Raw genomic sequence first — 16,639 nt, 5'->3', positions numbered from 1 at the left:
CTAGTTCGCTAAACGGACGGTCTTGGCTCTTGGCTTGCCATATTTCACCGTCGGCTCAAATGATACTTTCTTCCCCATGCGGAGGCCGCCACCCTTAAACTCCTTGAGCTTGAAGTAGTATTCAGCTTGATGTTCTCCTCCGCGGATAAACCCAAATCCGCCCGATCGATCGATAGATATTACTGTGCCCAATTGACGACGCGGAGCGTCCTTCTTGATCTTTAAGGGGCGACCAACATTCAGAGCTTTACTGAGCCCATAGAAAACTTCGTACTCTACTCCTACTCTAACTTTAGGAGCCATGTTGGCGAGAGTGCGCTCGCGAAAACACCATCTGATGAAGAGTTCAGAGTCTCCATTCTCGGATGCGTCCTTCTCCTTGTAGCAAATCACATTCTGCTCATATAGGAACTGAAGGAAAATAGTCGACGACTCGAAAAATTTGGGTAGTTCTTTCCCTCCGCTGGTGCATTCGGCGACAAACTCATTGAAGGCATCAACAAACTGAGCATACGAGAAGGTTCGTCTTCCTTGGAGGTGCGAGAAAAACTGCAGGAAGAGATCGTATTCGTCCTGTGAGTAGTAACAGAGAAGCTGATCCCGGATCTCGCCGAGCAAATACTCGGCATGTGCGTCACGAAACGATGGGTCGTTGAAGTCCTCTGCTGTCACGTAGGGCGCGGTTTCCCTGTTGCGCCGAACGATTTCCTGCATTGTATGAATCATCGCGTTTATATCGCGAGGTCGATAGTAGCTAAACCTTAAGAAGGCCAGGAACGAGTTAACGCCGTGAGTATCCGATACATTGGACGCTCTGACATTTTCGGCATGAAAGGGAAAATAGTAATCCCAAGCGTCCCCGAGTTTTGAAACGACTGCGTCTTGCTGCACCGAGAGCAATCGATCCGCTACTCGAAACAGCAGCGAGCTTCGATAGTCTTTATAGGTTGTCATCCAGTTCAGAAAGACAGAATTGTCTCTGAGCTTTGTATTGAGGTTGTGCAGGCCTGTTCTGAGAAAGATGTCGGGACGAACTAGAAGAACGATGCGCAACCTTCCTCGGGAGTCCTTAATATTGGAGAGGAAGTCGTTGTTGATGGCCCAGATGGCAGCAATTAGGCCTTGAACACAATCGAAATAATCCGAATACGCAATGTCGCTTGGTCGGACATCGATCCCGTCGATAAAGATTAGAATATTCTCATCCAGTTTTGCATCACTGAGGGCGACCTCGAACGCTTGCCTGATCTTCAATAGATTTGTCTGGAATATGCTCGAATTGTTGGTCGATTCGAGCTTATTGCTAGCGGACGCGCTAGCTTCATTTCCCAAGTATTTGGCGATTAGCTTCGAAGCAACCTCTGAAGACTCGACAAAGGTGAGTATCTTCACAATCTCTGGTGCGAAAGCGTTCTCGTAGAATTGGTCTAACGCATTCTTGAGCGCGCCAAGTTTGGTGAAACGTCTGAGAAATTCGGGAGTGCCCGAATTCGAGAGAACGGTCGTGGCTACGGCGATCAGAAGGAGTGTTCGCCACACTTCAGAGTACTGACTGAGGTTTAGATTCCCCTGGCGCTTTAGTTCGAGAAATTTCTGGTATTCCGTCTGTCGGACGTTGAATATGGATACATTATGCGCGTCGTTGTTCTTCAAGTAGGTTGCGTAGGCGGCCTGTTCCTTTTTCGCCAACCAAGTAAAAGATGTTGGGGTCCAGAAGCCGATCGAGGAAATGATCTCTCACAAAATACTTCGTGAGCAGTTCCTTGTTTTCGCGACGCTGATAATTTTCCGCGTTGCTAAACCCAACGTTTAGGTCCGTGAAAAGTTTGTGCATTTAAATGGCCCCTCCGACGCAATTCAACCCCCCGTAGAGTTTTGATTCTAGCTTGCAGCACAGTAGTGCGCAATCTATGGACCGAGGAAGTTTCGAGGCTTGTCTTGAGACCGGCCGATCCATGTGGATCGTTTGCGACAGGTGGGCGGTTAGTCGCGTTAAGTTTCGCTAGCGCGCAAGATCTAGCCGAAGCGGCCGAGGCGCCTACCCCGGCAGGTCGGTCTTGCCCATCAGGAAGCTGTCGATCGAGCGTGCGCACTGGCGGCCTTCGCGGATTGCCCAAACCACGAGCGACTGGCCGCGGCGCATGTCGCCGGCAGAGAAGATTTTTGCGCGCGAGGTCTGATAGTCCTGCAGGGAGGCGCGGACGTTGCCGCGCTGGTCGAGCTCGACGCCCAGCGTCTTGAGCAGGCCCTCGTGCACCGGATGGACGAAGCCCATCGCCAGCAGCACCAGCTCGGCGTCGAGCGTGAACTCGGTGCCGGGCAGCGGCTTGAACTTGTCGTCGACCTTGACGCAATGCAGCTTGGTGACCTTGCCGTCCTTGCCCTCGAACTTCGTGGTCAGCACGGCGTATTCGCGCACCGCGCCTTCGGCCTGGCTCGAGGAGGTCCGCATCTTCAGCGGCCAGTTCGGCCAGGTCACGCCCTTGTTCTCGTGCTCGGGCGGCGCCGGCATGATCTCGAGCTGGGTCACGGACTTCGCGCCTTGCCGGAACGAGGTGCCGATGCAGTCCGAACCCGTGTCGCCGCCGCCGATCACGACGACATGCTTGCCGCCGGCCAGGATGTCGGCGGCGCCGTTCAGCGGCTCGCCGGAAACGCGGCGGTTCTGCTGCGGCAGGAAGTCCATCGCGAAGTGGATGCCGGCGAGCTCGCGGCCGGGGATCGGCAGGTCGCGCGGGGCTTCCGCGCCGCCGGTCAGCGCCACGGCGTCATACTGCTTGGCCAGCTCCTGCGGGTCGATCGCGCCGGGCGTCGAGCCGCCCACGGCCTTGCCGTAGTGGAAGGTGACGCCTTCGGCTTCCATCTGCGCCACGCGGCGGTCGATGATGTTCTTCTCCATCTTGAAGTCGGGAATGCCATAGCGCAGCAGGCCGCCGGCCTTGGCGAACTTCTCGTAGACATGCACCTCGTGGCCGGCGCGCGCGAGCTGCTGCGCGGCGGCCAGGCCAGCGGGGCCCGAGCCGATCACGGCGACCTTCTTGCCGGTCTTGGCGGCCGCGATCTCCGGCTTCAGCCAGCCATTGTCCCAGGCGCGGTCGACGATCGCGCATTCGATGGTCTTGATGGTGACCGGGTTGTCGTCGATGTTGAGCGTGCAGGACGCCTCGCACGGCGCCGGGCAGATCCGGCCGGTGAACTCGGGGAAATTGTTGGTCGAGTGCAGGTTGCGCGAGGCCTCTTCCCAGTTGCCCTGATAGACGAGGTCGTTGAAATCGGGGATCTGGTTGTTGACCGGGCAGCCCGGCGTGCCCGGCGCGGTCGAGCCGGTGCCATGGCAATACGGGATGCCGCAGTTCATGCAGCGCGCGGCCTGGTCCCGCGTGTCCTTCTCGCTCAGCGGAATCACGAACTCGTTGAAGTTCTTGAGCCGCTCGGCGACCGGCTCGTACTTGCGGTCATGCCGCTCGATCTCGAGAAAACCTGTGATCTTACCCATTGAAACCCGATGCCCCTGCATCTCAGTTGTCCGTCATTCCGGGCTGCGCCGCGAGGCGTAGACCCGGAGGTCTCGAAGTGGTTTGGCGAGATTCCGGGCTCGCGCCAATGGCGCGCCCCGGAATGACGCCCGGTGATATTACGCGCCGATCGCGATTTTCGGCTCGGCGTCGGCGTTGGCCTTCATCTCCTTCAGCGCGCGGCGGTACTCCACCGGCATCACCTTGCGGAATTTCGGCAGCCAGCTCTTCCAGTCGGCGAGGATCTCGGCCGCCTTCTTCGAAGATGTCAGCTTGGCGTGACGCGTGATCAGGACATGCAGCCGCTCCACGTCGGACTCGAGCAGGTTCTGGAACACGTCGACCCGGCCGTGCGCCTCGAGATCGCCGGAGTGGTGGTAGGTGTCGGCGTTGATCATCTCCTCCGACAGCACCGGCTCCAGCTCGACCATCGAAAGATTGCAGAGCTTGTTGAAGTCGCCGCTCTCGTCGAGCACATAGGCGATGCCGCCTGACATGCCGGCCGCGAAGTTGCGTCCGGTCTTGCCGAGCACCACCACGATGCCGCCGGTCATGTATTCGCAGCAATGGTCGCCGGCGCCTTCGACGACCGCGACCGCGCCGGAGTTGCGCACCGCGAAGCGCTCGCCGGCGATGCCGCGGAAGTAGCACTCGCCCGCGATGGCGCCGTACATCACGGTGTTGCCGACGATGATCGATTCCTCCGGCACGATGCCGGAGTTCTTCGGCGGCTTGACGATGATGCAGCCGCCCGAGAGGCCCTTGCCGACATAGTCGTTGCCTTCACCCTCGAGCTCGAAGGTGACGCCCTTGGCGAGCCAGGCGCCGAACGCCTGTCCTGCCGTGCCCTTCAGGTCGACATGGATGGTGTCGAGCGGCAGGCCGGCATGACCGTAGATCTTGGCCACCGCACCCGACAGCATCGCGCCGGCGGAGCGGTCGGTGTTGTTGATCTCTTCCTCGATCTTGACCGGCGCACCGCGATCGAGCGCGGCCTGCGCCTGCTCGATCAGCCGGCGGTCGAGCACGGCTTCCAGATGGTGGTTCTGGCTTTCCGAGTGATAGATCGTCTGGCCCTTCTCCTCCTTCTGCCGCACGAACAGCTTGGAGAAATCGAGGCCCTTGGCCTTCCAGTGCGAGACCAGTGCGGTCTGGTCCAGCATCTGGACCTGGCCGACCATCTCGTCGAACGTCTTGTAGCCGAGCTGCGCCATGATCTCGCGCACTTCCTCGGCGACGAAGAAGAAGTAGTTGATGACGTGCTCGGGCTGGCCGGTGAAGCGCTTGCGCAGCACCGGGTCCTGGGTCGCGACGCCGACCGGGCAGGTGTTGAGGTGGCACTTGCGCATCATGATGCAGCCCGCCGCGATCAACGGCGCGGTGGCGAAGCCGAACTCGTCGGCCCCGAGCAGCGCGCCGATCACGACGTCACGGCCGGTGCGGAAACCGCCGTCGACCTGGACCGCGATCCGACTGCGCAGCCGCTGGCGCACCAGCGTCTGATGGGTTTCGGCAAGGCCGATCTCCCACGGCGAGCCGGCATGCTTGATCGAGGTCAAGGGCGAGGCACCGGTGCCGCCCTCGAAGCCCGCGATGGTGACATGGTCGGCGCGCGCCTTGGCGACGCCGGCCGCAACCGTACCGACGCCGACTTCGGACACCAGCTTCACCGAGACCTGACCGTCCGGATTGACGTTCTTGAGGTCGTAGATCAGCTGGGCGAGGTCTTCGATCGAGTAGATGTCGTGATGCGGCGGCGGCGAGATCAGGCCGACGCCCGGCGTCGAATGCCGCACGCGCGCGATCGTCGCGTCGACCTTGTGGCCGGGCAGCTGGCCGCCTTCGCCGGGCTTGGCACCCTGCGCCATCTTGATCTGCATCATGTCGGAGTTGACGAGATATTCCGTCGTCACGCCGAACCGGCCCGAGGCGACCTGCTTGATCGCCGAGCGCATCGAGTCGCCGTTGGGCAGCGGCTTGAAGCGGTCGGATTCCTCACCGCCTTCGCCGGTGTTCGACTTGCCGCCGATCCGGTTCATCGCGATCGCGAGCGTGGTGTGCGCCTCGCGCGAGATCGAGCCGAACGACATCGCGCCGGTCGAGAAGCGCTTGACGATGTCCTTGGCCGGCTCGACGTCCTCGAGCTTGACCGGCTTGCGCTTGTCGTCCTCGGCGCTCTTGATCCGGAACAGGCCGCGCAGCGTCAACAGACGCTCGGACTGCTCGTTGAGGATCTTGGCGAACGCCCGGTAACGCTCCAGCGAGTTGCCGCGCACGGCATGCTGCAGCGTCGAGACCGATTCCGCGGTCCAGGCATGGTCCTCGCCGCGGGTGCGGTAGGCATATTCGCCACCGACATCGAGCGCGCTCTTGTAGATCTGGCCGTCACCAAACGCGTCGGTGTGGCGCCGCACGGTCTCCTCGGCGATCTCGCCGAGGCCGACGCCCTCGATCCTAGTGTGGGTGCCGGCGAAATACTTGGCGACGAAGTCCGCCTTGAGGCCGACCGCATCGAAGATCTGCGCGCCGCAATAGGACTGGTAGGTCGAGATGCCCATCTTGGACATCACCTTGAGCAGGCCCTTGCCGATCGACTTGATGTAGCGCTTGACGATCTCGTAGTCGTCGAGCGCGCCGGGCAGCCGGTCCTTCATCGCGAGGATGGTTTCGAACGCGAGATAGGGGTTGATCGCCTCCGCGCCATAGCCGGCGAGGCAGGCGAAGTGATGCACTTCGCGCGGCTCACCCGATTCCACGACGAGGCCGACCGAGGTGCGCAGGCCGGTGCGGATCAGATGATGATGCACGGCGGCGCAGGCGAGCAGCGACGGGATCGGAATCCGGTCGGTGCCGGTCATGCGGTCCGACAGGATGATGATGTTGATGCCCTCGCGCACCGCGCCCTCGGCGCGCGCGCAGAGCTCGTCGAGCACCTGCTCCATGCCCGCCGCGCCGAAGCCGGCGTGGAAGGTGGTGTCGAGCGTGCGCGACTTGAAGTGGGTCTCGGGAACGTCGGAGATCGAGCGGATCTTCTCGAGGTCCGCGTCGGTCAGGATCGGCTGCCGCACTTCGAGGCGCTGGGTCGAAGCGACGCCCTGCAGGTCGAACAGGTTCGGCCGCGGCCCGATGATCGAGACGAGGCTCATCACGATCTCTTCGCGGATCGGGTCGATCGGCGGGTTCGTCACCTGCGCGAAGTTCTGCTTGAAGTAGGTGAACAGCTGCTTCGGCTTGTCCGACAGCGCCGAGATCGGCGTATCGTTGCCCATCGAGCCGGCTGCCTCCTCACCGGTGGCCGCCATCGGCGTCATCAGGATGGTGATGTCTTCCTGGCTGTAGCCGAACGCCTGCTGGCGATCGAGCAGCGGCAAATTGGAGCGCACGCCCTTGGCCGGCGCATCCGGCAGCTCCTCGAGCTGGATCTGGGTGCGGTGCAGCCAGTCATTATAGGGATGGCTCTTGGCGAGGTCGGCCTTGATCTCGTCGTCGGGAATCAGGCGGCCCTGCTCGAGGTCGACGAGCAGCATCTTGCCGGGCTGCAGCCGCCACTTGGTGACGATCTGGTCCTCCGGAATCTTCAGCACGCCCATTTCGGACGCCATCACGATGCGGTCGTCCTTGGTGACGAGGTAGCGCGCCGGGCGCAGGCCGTTGCGGTCGAGCGTCGCGCCGATCTTGCGGCCGTCGGTGAAGGCGATCGCGGCCGGCCCGTCCCACGGCTCCATCAGCGCGGCGTGATATTCGTAGAAGGCGCGGCGCTGCTCATCCATCAGAGGATTGCCGGCCCACGCTTCCGGAATCATCATCATTACGGCATGCGGCAGCGAGTAGCCGCCCTGCACCAGGAATTCGAGCGCATTGTCGAAGCAGGCGGTGTCGCTCTGGCCTTCATAGGAGATCGGCCACAGGCGGCTGATGTCCTTGCCGTAGAGCTCCGAATGCACGGAAGCCTGCCGCGCCGCCATCCAGTTGACGTTGCCGCGCAGCGTGTTGATTTCGCCGTTATGGGCGATCATCCGGTAGGGATGCGCCAGCGACCAGGTCGGGAAGGTGTTGGTCGAGAAGCGCTGATGCACCAGCGCCAGCGCGCTGTCGAAGTCCGCTTCATGCAGGTCGGGATAATACTTGCCGAGCTGGTCGGCGAGGAACATGCCCTTGTAGATCACGGTGCGGCACGACAGCGAGCACGGATAATAGCCCGCCATGCCGCGATCGCGCCGCTGATAGATCGCCTGCGAGATCGACTTGCGCAGGATATAGAGCCGGCGCTCGAAATCGTCCTCGGTCTTGACCGCATTGTTGCGGCCGATGAAGACCTGCATGTGATAGGGCTCGGTCGGCTTCACGGTGACGCCGAGCGAGGAATTGTCCGACGGTACGTCGCGCCAGCCGAGCAGCTTGAAGCCCTCGTTCTTGATCTCGTCGGCGATGATGCTCTTGATCACGTTCCGCCACGCGGCATCGCGCGGCATGAACAGCGCGCCGATGGCGTATTCGCCGGGCTTCGGCAGCTTGAAGCCGAGCTCGGAGGTCTTGCGCGCGAAGAAGGCGTGCGGGATCTGCACCAGGATGCCGGCGCCGTCACCGGCGCGCGGGTCGGCGCCGACGGCGCCACGATGCTCGAGGTTGCAGAGGATGCTCAGCGCGTCGGAGACGATCTGATGCGACTTCTGGCCCTTGATGTTGGCGATGAAGCCGACGCCGCAGGAATCCTTTTCCAGGCTCAGGTCGTACAGGCCTTCGGCCTGCGGGCGCCAGGTGTGAAGCTCGGGGGTGTGCGGTCCAAAGGACGCATCATGCGCGGCATCGGCGGCTTTCGAGTCCGCGGTCGCCGACAGCATGCCTGTCACGATGGTTTCGCGCTCGAATTCCGACCCGCTCATGTGTCCTCTCCCTTTCGTAAGGGGCCTCACCGTATTTGGCGCACCTTGGACGTTGCGGCACCCACCGGGCCACCGCTCGTCCGCCGCGAGCCGCATTTTCCTAAATTCAGGCGACGGGCGTTTCAACGTCCCCTAGAGGACGGCCCTGCCTGCAGCATTCTCGGAGCCCGGGGCGCCGAGGTTTCGTTGCAATCCCTATGCCGGAATGGCCTCGAAATTGAGACAGCTTTGCTGTCCTAACCTCGACCTTGCCAAATTTTTGTCTATCACACAAGCGCGAGGAAGTCCTCGCCCGCATGCTTGGATCGGACAGCTCGGCGGGCCCGCCGCGCCCCTGATTCGAAGCAAACACGCCGTGATCTGGCCCAAGGAGGGACCAAGGACCGCCGGAATTCAAACCGAAATTTTGCCCGGCACGCCGGCAAGAGAGCGGGAAGCTCCGAGAGGCGGGCCAGACAGGAGTTACGGCGATGAAGTTGTTCACAGGTTCGGTTGCAGCCGCCGCCCTCGCGCTCAGCGCAGCCTCGGCCCAGGCGCAGCTGGTGACATCCGTCCGGATTGGCAGCCCGGCTCTCGTCAGGGTATCCGACATGGACGGGCCCTATGCCGCCATGCCCGAGGTTCCGCCGCCGCCGCGCTTCGGCCGCGTCCCGAGCCTTTTGCCGCCGGTTGAGGTCTACACCGTGCTGCGCGAGAACGGCTATCTGCCGCTCGGCGCGCCCCAGCAGCGCGGCTTCGTCTACACGATTTCGGTGATCGACCAGGGCGGCGACGACGGCCGGCTGGTGATCGACGCCCGCGACGGGCACATCATCCGCTTCACCCCGGCCTACCGGCTCGGCGACAACTACGAGGAGGAGATGAGCGCGACCTACGGCCCGGTCGGCCCGATGCCGCGGGCGATCCAGGCGAGGGTGCCGCGGCCGCCGCTCCCGATCCCGCATGTCGCGAGCCGCGTGCCGGTGCCGAAGCGGAGCCCGCTCGCGTCCAGGTCAACGCCCGGTCCGGCGCCGGCTTCTGCCCCGGCGGCGGCCCAGGCTCCCGCGCCGGCGGCCCAGGCCGCCGTCGCCCCGACCGCTGCGCCGAGCCCGGCAACCGCACCCGCGCCGGCCGAGCAGGCCGCGGCGGCGCCCAAGCCGACCGAAACCCAGGCGGCCGCACCGCAGGCCGTCCAGCAAGCCGAGGCTCCGACCGTTGGTCAGGCCGCTCCACCGCCGCCGGCGCCTGCGATCCTGCCGACCCAGGAAATGCCGAAGGTGCAGGGACTGGAGTGACGGAGGTCGCTGCGCTTCATCCGGGCTACGGCACGACGACAGAAAAAACGCCCCGGTTTCCCGGGGCGTTTTCGCGTTCAGCCAATATCTGCCGACGCGAGATGTGCCGCTTAGGCCGCGACCTTGCTGGCCGAGCCGTCAACCACCTGCGGGGCCTTCTCGCCGCCGCCGATCGGAATGCTGCGGGGCTTCTTGGCCTCGGGAATCTCGCGGACGAGATCGACATGGAGCAGGCCGTTCTCGAGCGAAGCGTTCTTCACCTGCACGAAGTCGGCAAGCTGGAAGACGCGCTCGAAGGCGCGGGAGGCGATGCCGCGATAGAGCACTTCGGCGCTGTTGCCGGAGTTCTCGTTGGCGGTTTTCTCGCCCTTGATCGTCAGCGTGTTCTCCTTCGCGACGATCGAAAGCTCGGCCTGCGAGAAGCCGGAGACCGCAACGCTGATCCGATAAGCATTCTCGCCGGTGCGCTCGATGTTGTAGGGGGGATAGCCGGGGCTGCCGTCCGAGGTCACCTGATCGAGCAGGCTGAAGAGGCGGTCGAAGCCGACGGTGGAACGATAGAACGGAGTGAGGTCGTAGGTACGCATAGGGGTAGTCCTCCATTGAGCGACTGTTTCAGTTACCCGCCCGCCATCGGGCCGGGCTTAGATGTGTGCAGCCTGATGTTCCGGTTCCGAAACACTGGTAGCGGCCTGCACTCAGGTGATATGGGAGGGGTCACGTCGCGTTCAAGAGGCGGAAACCGCGTCGCTTTTTTTCGGCGCCGGCGTCCTTGATCTGCACCCTGTCCCTCCACGCCGGTCTCCTGCATGACGCTCGTCTCGATCCCCGCCAACCCGGTTCCGGACGACGTTGTCAGTGGCACCATCAAGACACCCGACGGGGCCGAGCTGCGCTTCGCGCGCTGGGCGCCGCCGCCCGGCCGCAAGGGCACGGTCTGCGTGTTCGGCGGACGCGGCGAGATGATCGAGAAATATTTCGAGACGGTGCGCGACCTGCGCGATCGCGGCTTTGCGGTGGCGATGATCGACTGGCGCGGACAGGGCCACTCGTCGCGGCGGCTGCGCGATCCACGCAAGGGTTACGTCCGCGACTTTGCCGACTACGAGATCGACGTCGAGACCTTCGTGCAGCAGGTGGTGCTGCCGGATTGCCCGCCGCCCTATTTCGCGCTGGCGCATTCGATGGGCGGCGCGGTCATGCTGCGGGTCGCGCATGCCGGCAAGCGCTGGTTCGACCGCATGGTGCTGTCGGCGCCGATGATCGACCTGCCGCGCGGGCGCGTGTCGTTCTTTCCAAGCGCGCTGCTCCGGATCATGCGGCTGGCCGGGCAGGGCGGCCGCTACGTCCCGGGCAGCAGCGACGAACTGGTCGGCCTCGCGCCCTTCATTGGTAATCCCGTGACCAGCGACCCGGTGCGCCACGCGCGCAACGCGGCGATCCTGGAAGAAGACCCGACGCTCGGCATCGCTGCGCCGACGATCGCCTGGGCCGACACCGCATTCACCGCGATGCGCACTTTTCGCGGCATGTCGTATCCGTCCGAAATCCGCCAGCCGATCCTGATGCTGGCGGCGAGCGATGACGAGGTGGTGTCGACGGCGGCGATCGAGGAGTTCGCCTACCATCTGCGCGCCGGTTCGCATCTCGTGATCGCCGGCTCCAAGCACGAGATCCTGCAGGAGCAGGATCGCTACCGCGGGCAATTCTGGGCGGCGTTCGACGCCTTCGTGCCGGGCACGCCGCTGTTCAAGTGAACGATAGCGTTTTCGAGCGAAGTGGATACCGGTTCGCGTGAAGAAAACGCGTCAAAAAGAAATCTAGCCCTGCAGCAGCGCAACGATCCGGTCGGGAAAGCGCTTTTCCACGAACAAGGTCCTGACCTCGGCGACGCTGAGATAGCGGTCCTTGCCTTCGCCCTTGCCCATGATGTCGAGCAGCACCGGCCACTCGCCGAGCATCAGCAGCGGATAGTAGCAGTGCAGGATCGCGTAGGACGCCGGATGCTCGTCCTTGGCGCGCTGGAAGTTCGCCGCCATGAAGGTCTTGATCTCGGAGGCCGACAGCCCGCGTTCGACGCTGCCGTCGGGGGCCTTGTGGTCCGTGCCGAAGGTGGCGAGCCGCGCGATCTCGTCCTCATGCACGACGGCATGCTGATCGAGGATGCGCGAGCCGGCGCCGTGCTTGTCGAGCGGGCCATTGCGCAACTCGTCGAGGATCGCGCCCTGCAACAGGCTGCGAACCTGGCTGAACGGACCGATGCCGTTGGCCATCTGCGCGACCATGAAGATCTTGGCGCCGGCGCTGAGCGCCGGAAGGCCGATCTTGCCGGTGGCGCGGTCGATGGTTTCGGTCAGCTTCGGCAGCGGCACGATATGGCCGCCGACATAGTCGCCGGCGACCAGCGCACGCAGGAACGGGCACGGATTGTCAGGGGAAACCTGCGGGGCGGGTGCCGCGCTTGCAGCCGTATCGGACATCAAACCACATCCTGAAAGCTTCAGCTTAAAAAGCATCCATTACCGGTGGATGAATTCGCTCAGGAATCAGCGGCGAATTTCGAGTTGGATGCAACCAGAGCGAGTTTGCCGAAGGGGAGGCCGGCTTTCAAGAGGCCTTCGCGATAGAGCGCGATGTCGGCCGGGTTCTTCCAGTGGAAATTGCGCAAATGACGTTCGACCGTGAGGTCGGGATGATTGGCGAGCAGCGCCTCGGCCGCCTGCGCGGCTTCGTCGGCGCGGCCGAGCTGGGCAAGTGCCGCGGCGCGCACCGCAAGACCCTGCAGGTGGTTCGGGTTGAGATAGAGCGTTTCGCGCGACCATGACAGCGATGCGTCGTATTGTCCGAGCAGGTAATGGCTGAACGCGTTCAAAGCTCCCCATTGGTAGCGCGGGTCGCTGTTGCCGCGCTGGACCGCCGTCGAGAACAGATCGACCGCCTTGCGATGATCGCCGATCACCATGTGGCAGATTCCAAGCACGCCGCGGGCGCCCATGTCGTAGGGGTTGAGTTCGATCGCCCGCTTGATGGCGTCCATCGCGGCTTCGTAGTGGCCCTGCATCGCATGCAGATAGGCCAGCAGTGAAAATGCGAACGAGGAGCGCGGGTCGAGCCGGACGCTGCTCTCGGCCAGGCTGACCGACGAGGCCCACAATTCGCGCGTGCTCGGAATCCAGCCGAACTGGATACTCTGGATCTGGATCAGCGCGAGATAGGCGCGCGCGATCGACAGCGCAGGGTCGAGCTCGATCGCCTCCTTGAACAGTGCGATCGCGGTTTCGCAATCGTCCTTGGTCTGGTGATAGTAGTGCGACAGACCCTTCAGGAAGCGGTCCCATGCGGTCAGTTCGGCGTTCGGCGAGCGCGCCGGTGCCGAGGCCTCGGCGCGGTAGATCTCCTGGGCCACCGCGGCGGAAAGGTTGGCGGTGATCTCGTCCTGCATCGCGAACAGGTCGCCCATGTCGCGGTCGTAGCGGCCGGTCCACAGCTGCTCGCCCTTCTCGGGCGCGATCAACTCGGCGGAGACGCGGATCTTGTTGCCGGCGCGGCGCACCGAGCCCTGGATCAGATAGGTCGCGTCGATTTCGCGCGCGATCAGGCGGGTCGAGACGTTCTTGCCCTTGTAGGCGAAGGTCGAGTTGCGGCTCAGCACGCGGTAGAAGGATTGCAGCGACAGCGCGTGGATCAGATCCTCGGTCAGGCCGTCGGAGAAATATTCGTCGGCGCCGCCGCTCAGATTGTCGAACGGCAGCACACCGACGATCGCGGTCCGGTATTGCCCTGGCAGATGCGGGCCGTCATCCGGCGTCTTCTCCTGGAGATCGGATCCGGCCGGCGCCCAGGTCCAGACATGGACCGGCTCGGTGATGTTCTTGAAGCGGTGCGGGCCGGCATCGACCAAGGTGACGGCAAGCCGCCGTCCTGACTCGGTGCGGGCCTTGTCCGACACCGCGATGCCGCCGGGCACGGCAACGGTCTCGAGGCGGACGGCGATGTTGACGTCGTCGCCGAACACCTCGTCCTCGTCGGCCATGACGTCGCCCATGTGGACGCCCATCCGGAAGTGCATGGCGCGGTCGGCGGGCAGATGTTCGTTGCGCTCGGCCATCAGGGTCTGCATCGCGACGGCTGCTTCGATCGCGCCGATGATGCTCGGAAATTCCAGCAGGAAGCCGTCGCCGGTGTTTTTGACGATTCGGCCGCCATGGTTGAGGATGATCGGGTAGATCGCGCTGCGATGCGCCTTGAACGAGGCATGCGTCCCCGCCTCGTCGACACCCATCATGCGGGAATAGCCGGCGATATCAGCGCAAAGAATGGCCGCGAGCCGTCTTTCCATGTCTCCTGTGCCCTGGAATTGGCCACTTAGCCGAGGTGACCGAATCCGATACTTACAAGACAGGCCGGGTCCGGCGGAAGCTCGGTTTACGGGCACCTATAATGCATAGTAGCAGGAATTGGCATGCGACCAACGGATCGTACAATCCGTTTCTCTACTGAATTCGTGTGTCGCTGCGATGGCGCAGGTTGGCTGACCGTCCTTTCGGGTTCGTTACTTACATAGGTTAATGTGGCCGAGATGCTGGGAATTCACGAGCTTTGGCTGTTTGTCCTGTCCGGGCTGCTGCTCAACGTCACGCCGGGGCCGGATACCGCTTATATCATAGGGCGCACGATTCAGCACGGATGGCGCGGCGGAGCCGCTGCGGCGATCGGTATCAGCTGCGGCTGCCTGGTTCACGTGCTGGGCGCGGCGATCGGGCTGTCGGCGCTGCTGATGGCGTCGTCGACCGCGTTCCTGGCCGTCAAGTTGATCGGCGCGGCCTATCTGGTGCTGACCGGGCTGCAGATGCTGCTGTCGCGCGCCAAGCCGATCGCGGAGATCGCCGGGCAGGGCGGCGAGACTTCGATCTCACGTGTGTTCTGGCAGGGGGCGCTGACCAACATCCTCAATCCCAAGGTGGCGCTGTTCTTCCTGGCATTCCTGCCGCAATTCGTGGCGGCGGACTCAGCCCACAAGACGCTCGCCTTCCTGGTGCTCGGGCTGATCTTCATCACCGGCGGCACGCTGTGGTGCCTCGGCCTCGCGGCCTTTGCGGCGCGGGCTGCCGGCCGCATCCGGCAATCGACCGGCGTGATCGCCTGGATCAACCGTTCGCTCGGCGCGCTCTTCATCTATCTCGGCGTCCGCGTCGCCATGCTGGAGGCGCGCTAGGTTCTCAGCCGTGGATCTTGAGCAGCGCGCTGCCGGCGAGATAGATGCCGAGCAGGATCATCGAGATCAGGAACCAGCGGCGGAAGACGTCCGGCTGCATCCGTGTACGGACCGCTTGGCCGACGAACATGCCGGTGAACGACGCCACCATCGCCACCGCACCCGGCAGCGCGGTGGCCGCGGTCAGCAGGCCCGAGGCTGTGAGATTGAAGGCGAGTGCGATGGTCGCGGTGGTGAAGAAGACGCCGAGCGCCTGCACCAGTTCGTCCCGCTCCATGCCGATCGCCTGCATGAACGGCATCGAGGGAATAACCTGGACGCCGGTTGCCGCCGAGATCAGCCCGGTGATGACGCCGACGATGCCGCCGATCCATCTCTCGTGGCGCCGCGCGACCTTGAAGTTGAATCTGCTCAGGCCGACGATCGCGTAGATCACCAGCAGCGCGCCGAGCACCACGGTGCCGTAGGCTGCGTAAGGACCGGTCAATAGCCCGGCATTGATCCAGATTCCGACCACGGTGCCGAGCATCAGCGGCCACAACCGCTTGAGGATGTCGCGCAGATAGGGGCCGACGAAGGTCTGCCAGATATTGGTGACGATCGCCGGCACGATCACGATCGCGATCGCCTGGCCCGGCGCCATCGTGGTTGCCAGCAGTCCCATCGCGACGGTCGGCAGACCAAGGCCGAGTGTCCCCTTGACGAAACCGGCGAGCAGAAAGGCGAAAGCGATGAAGATCAGGAGATGGTCGACCATGGCGGCACATTGACCGATCGAGCCGATCGGCACAATCTGGAGGTTACGGAGTTAGCCTTCGGGGTGTCCGAAGGTATGGGGCGGGAAACGTCATGCGGTTCGACCTGATCGACTTGCAATTGTTCATCGCGGTTTCGGATGCACGCAGCATCACCCAGGGCGCCGCGCGCGCAAACCTTGCGCTAGCCTCGGCAAGCGAGCGGATCAAGGGCCTCGAGGAGGCGCTCGGCGTCGCGCTGCTCAAGCGCGGCCGCCGCGGCGTCGAATTGACGGCGGCGGGCGAGAGCCTGCTCGGTCACGCGCGGATCGTGATGCATAATGTCGAGGCCTTGCAGAGCGATCTCGCCGCCTATGCCAGCGGCGTCCGCGCCAACGTGCTGCTGCTCGCCAACACCTCGGGTCTGTCCGAGCATCTGCCGCGGGCGCTGGCGGCGTTCCTGCACGAACATCCCGATATCAGCGTCGACGTCGAGGAGCGCGAGAGCACCGATATCGCAACTGCGATCGCTAGCGGCGCCGCCGATCTCGGCTTCGCCGCCGAACACGCGCTGCCCGACAGCGTCGAGCGCTTCCTGTTCAGCGAGGACCGCCTGATGCTGGTGGCGTCGCGCCGCAGTGATCTCGGCGGCCGCCGCCAGATCGACTTCCAGGAGGTGGTCGGCCGCGATTTCGTCGGCCTCACGGCGACGTCGGCGCTGCAGGTCCATATTTCGCGGCACGCGGCAAAACTTGGTGCGCGATTGCGCTTCCGCGCCCGCCTGCGCGGCTTCGACGCCATCTGCCAGATGGTCGCCGCCGATGTCGGCATCGCGGTGATCCCGGAAACCGCGGCGCGACGCTGCGCGGCGGCGATGCCGATCACGACGATCCGGATCCGCGACGCCTGGGCCAACCGCCGGTTGACGATCTGCGCGCGCAGCTTCAAGGCATTGCCGCGCGCGGCGAAGCAGTTGGTGGAATATCTGCGGGCCGAAGCGCAGCGCTGATGAAGCCGA

General features: G+C 63.6%; 11 protein-coding genes. 4 read left to right on the top strand and 7 right to left on the bottom strand.

Annotated elements, in window-relative coordinates; all coding sequences use genetic code 11:
- The 3 genes from HU230_RS27055 to gltB form a co-directional block, all read right to left on the bottom strand.
- A complete protein-coding gene (locus tag HU230_RS27055; RefSeq protein WP_176529103.1) occupies window positions 1–1,653 on the bottom strand; it encodes a cold-shock protein in 1,653 nt (550 codons plus the stop codon).
- A gap of 385 nt (window positions 1,654–2,038) precedes the next feature.
- Window positions 2,039–3,496, bottom strand: coding sequence for a glutamate synthase subunit beta (locus HU230_RS27050; protein ID WP_176529104.1), 1,458 nt, complete (start codon window positions 3,494–3,496; stop codon window positions 2,039–2,041).
- 138 nt (window positions 3,497–3,634) lie between these two features.
- Window positions 3,635–8,398, bottom strand: a complete 4,764-nt coding sequence (gene gltB, locus HU230_RS27045; protein ID WP_176529105.1) for a glutamate synthase large subunit — start codon at window positions 8,396–8,398, stop codon at window positions 3,635–3,637.
- A 470-nt stretch (window positions 8,399–8,868) separates the two neighbouring features.
- Between gltB and HU230_RS27040 the strand changes: the two genes are divergently transcribed.
- Window positions 8,869–9,672: a hypothetical protein gene (locus HU230_RS27040; RefSeq protein ID WP_176529106.1), complete on the top strand. Its 804-nt coding sequence runs from the start codon at window positions 8,869–8,871 to the stop codon at window positions 9,670–9,672.
- Between the two features lie 110 nt (window positions 9,673–9,782).
- On the opposite strand, the gene HU230_RS27035 is transcribed toward HU230_RS27040, so the two are convergent.
- The gene (locus tag HU230_RS27035) at window positions 9,783–10,259 is read right to left on the bottom strand and encodes an Hsp20 family protein (protein ID WP_176529107.1); all 477 of its coding nucleotides are present in this window, start codon (window positions 10,257–10,259) and stop codon (window positions 9,783–9,785) included.
- 222 nt (window positions 10,260–10,481) lie between these two features.
- Here HU230_RS27035 and HU230_RS27030 point away from each other — a divergent pair, with 222 nt between their 5' ends.
- Window positions 10,482–11,429 carry an alpha/beta fold hydrolase gene (locus HU230_RS27030; RefSeq protein WP_176529108.1) on the top strand — a complete coding sequence of 316 codons (948 nt, stop codon included), beginning with the start codon at window positions 10,482–10,484 and terminating at the stop codon, window positions 11,427–11,429.
- 63 nt (window positions 11,430–11,492) lie between these two features.
- Here the strand turns inward: HU230_RS27030 and HU230_RS27025 are convergent, their stop codons facing one another.
- Both HU230_RS27025 and HU230_RS27020 read right to left on the bottom strand, forming a co-directional pair.
- Window positions 11,493–12,152 carry a hypothetical protein gene (locus HU230_RS27025; protein ID WP_176529109.1) on the bottom strand — a complete coding sequence of 220 codons (660 nt, stop codon included), beginning with the start codon at window positions 12,150–12,152 and terminating at the stop codon, window positions 11,493–11,495.
- Window positions 12,153–12,211: 59 nt separating this feature from the next.
- The gene (locus tag HU230_RS27020) at window positions 12,212–14,011 is read right to left on the bottom strand and encodes an adenylate/guanylate cyclase domain-containing protein (protein ID WP_176529110.1); all 1,800 of its coding nucleotides are present in this window, start codon (window positions 14,009–14,011) and stop codon (window positions 12,212–12,214) included.
- A 240-nt stretch (window positions 14,012–14,251) separates the two neighbouring features.
- Between HU230_RS27020 and HU230_RS27015 the strand changes: the two genes are divergently transcribed.
- Entirely contained in the window at window positions 14,252–14,887 is a 636-nt protein-coding gene (locus HU230_RS27015; RefSeq protein ID WP_176529111.1) for a LysE family translocator, read from the top strand.
- 4 nt (window positions 14,888–14,891) lie between these two features.
- Here HU230_RS27015 and HU230_RS27010 read toward each other — a convergent pair whose 3' ends face one another.
- On the bottom strand, window positions 14,892–15,644 hold the full coding sequence (locus HU230_RS27010; RefSeq protein ID WP_176529112.1) for a sulfite exporter TauE/SafE family protein: 753 nt from the start codon (window positions 15,642–15,644) through the stop codon (window positions 14,892–14,894).
- A 92-nt stretch (window positions 15,645–15,736) separates the two neighbouring features.
- On the opposite strand from HU230_RS27010, the gene HU230_RS27005 reads away from it, so the two are divergent.
- Complete coding sequence (locus tag HU230_RS27005) at window positions 15,737–16,630, top strand: LysR family transcriptional regulator (RefSeq protein ID WP_176529113.1); 894 nt, start codon at window positions 15,737–15,739, stop codon at window positions 16,628–16,630.
- The last annotated feature ends 9 nt before the right edge of the window (window positions 16,631–16,639 follow it).

Origin of the sequence: Bradyrhizobium quebecense (assembly GCF_013373795.3) — a bacterium.
Taxonomy (GTDB): Bacteria; Pseudomonadota; Alphaproteobacteria; order Rhizobiales; family Xanthobacteraceae; genus Bradyrhizobium; species Bradyrhizobium quebecense.
This window is presented reverse-complemented; position numbering and strand designations above follow the sequence as displayed.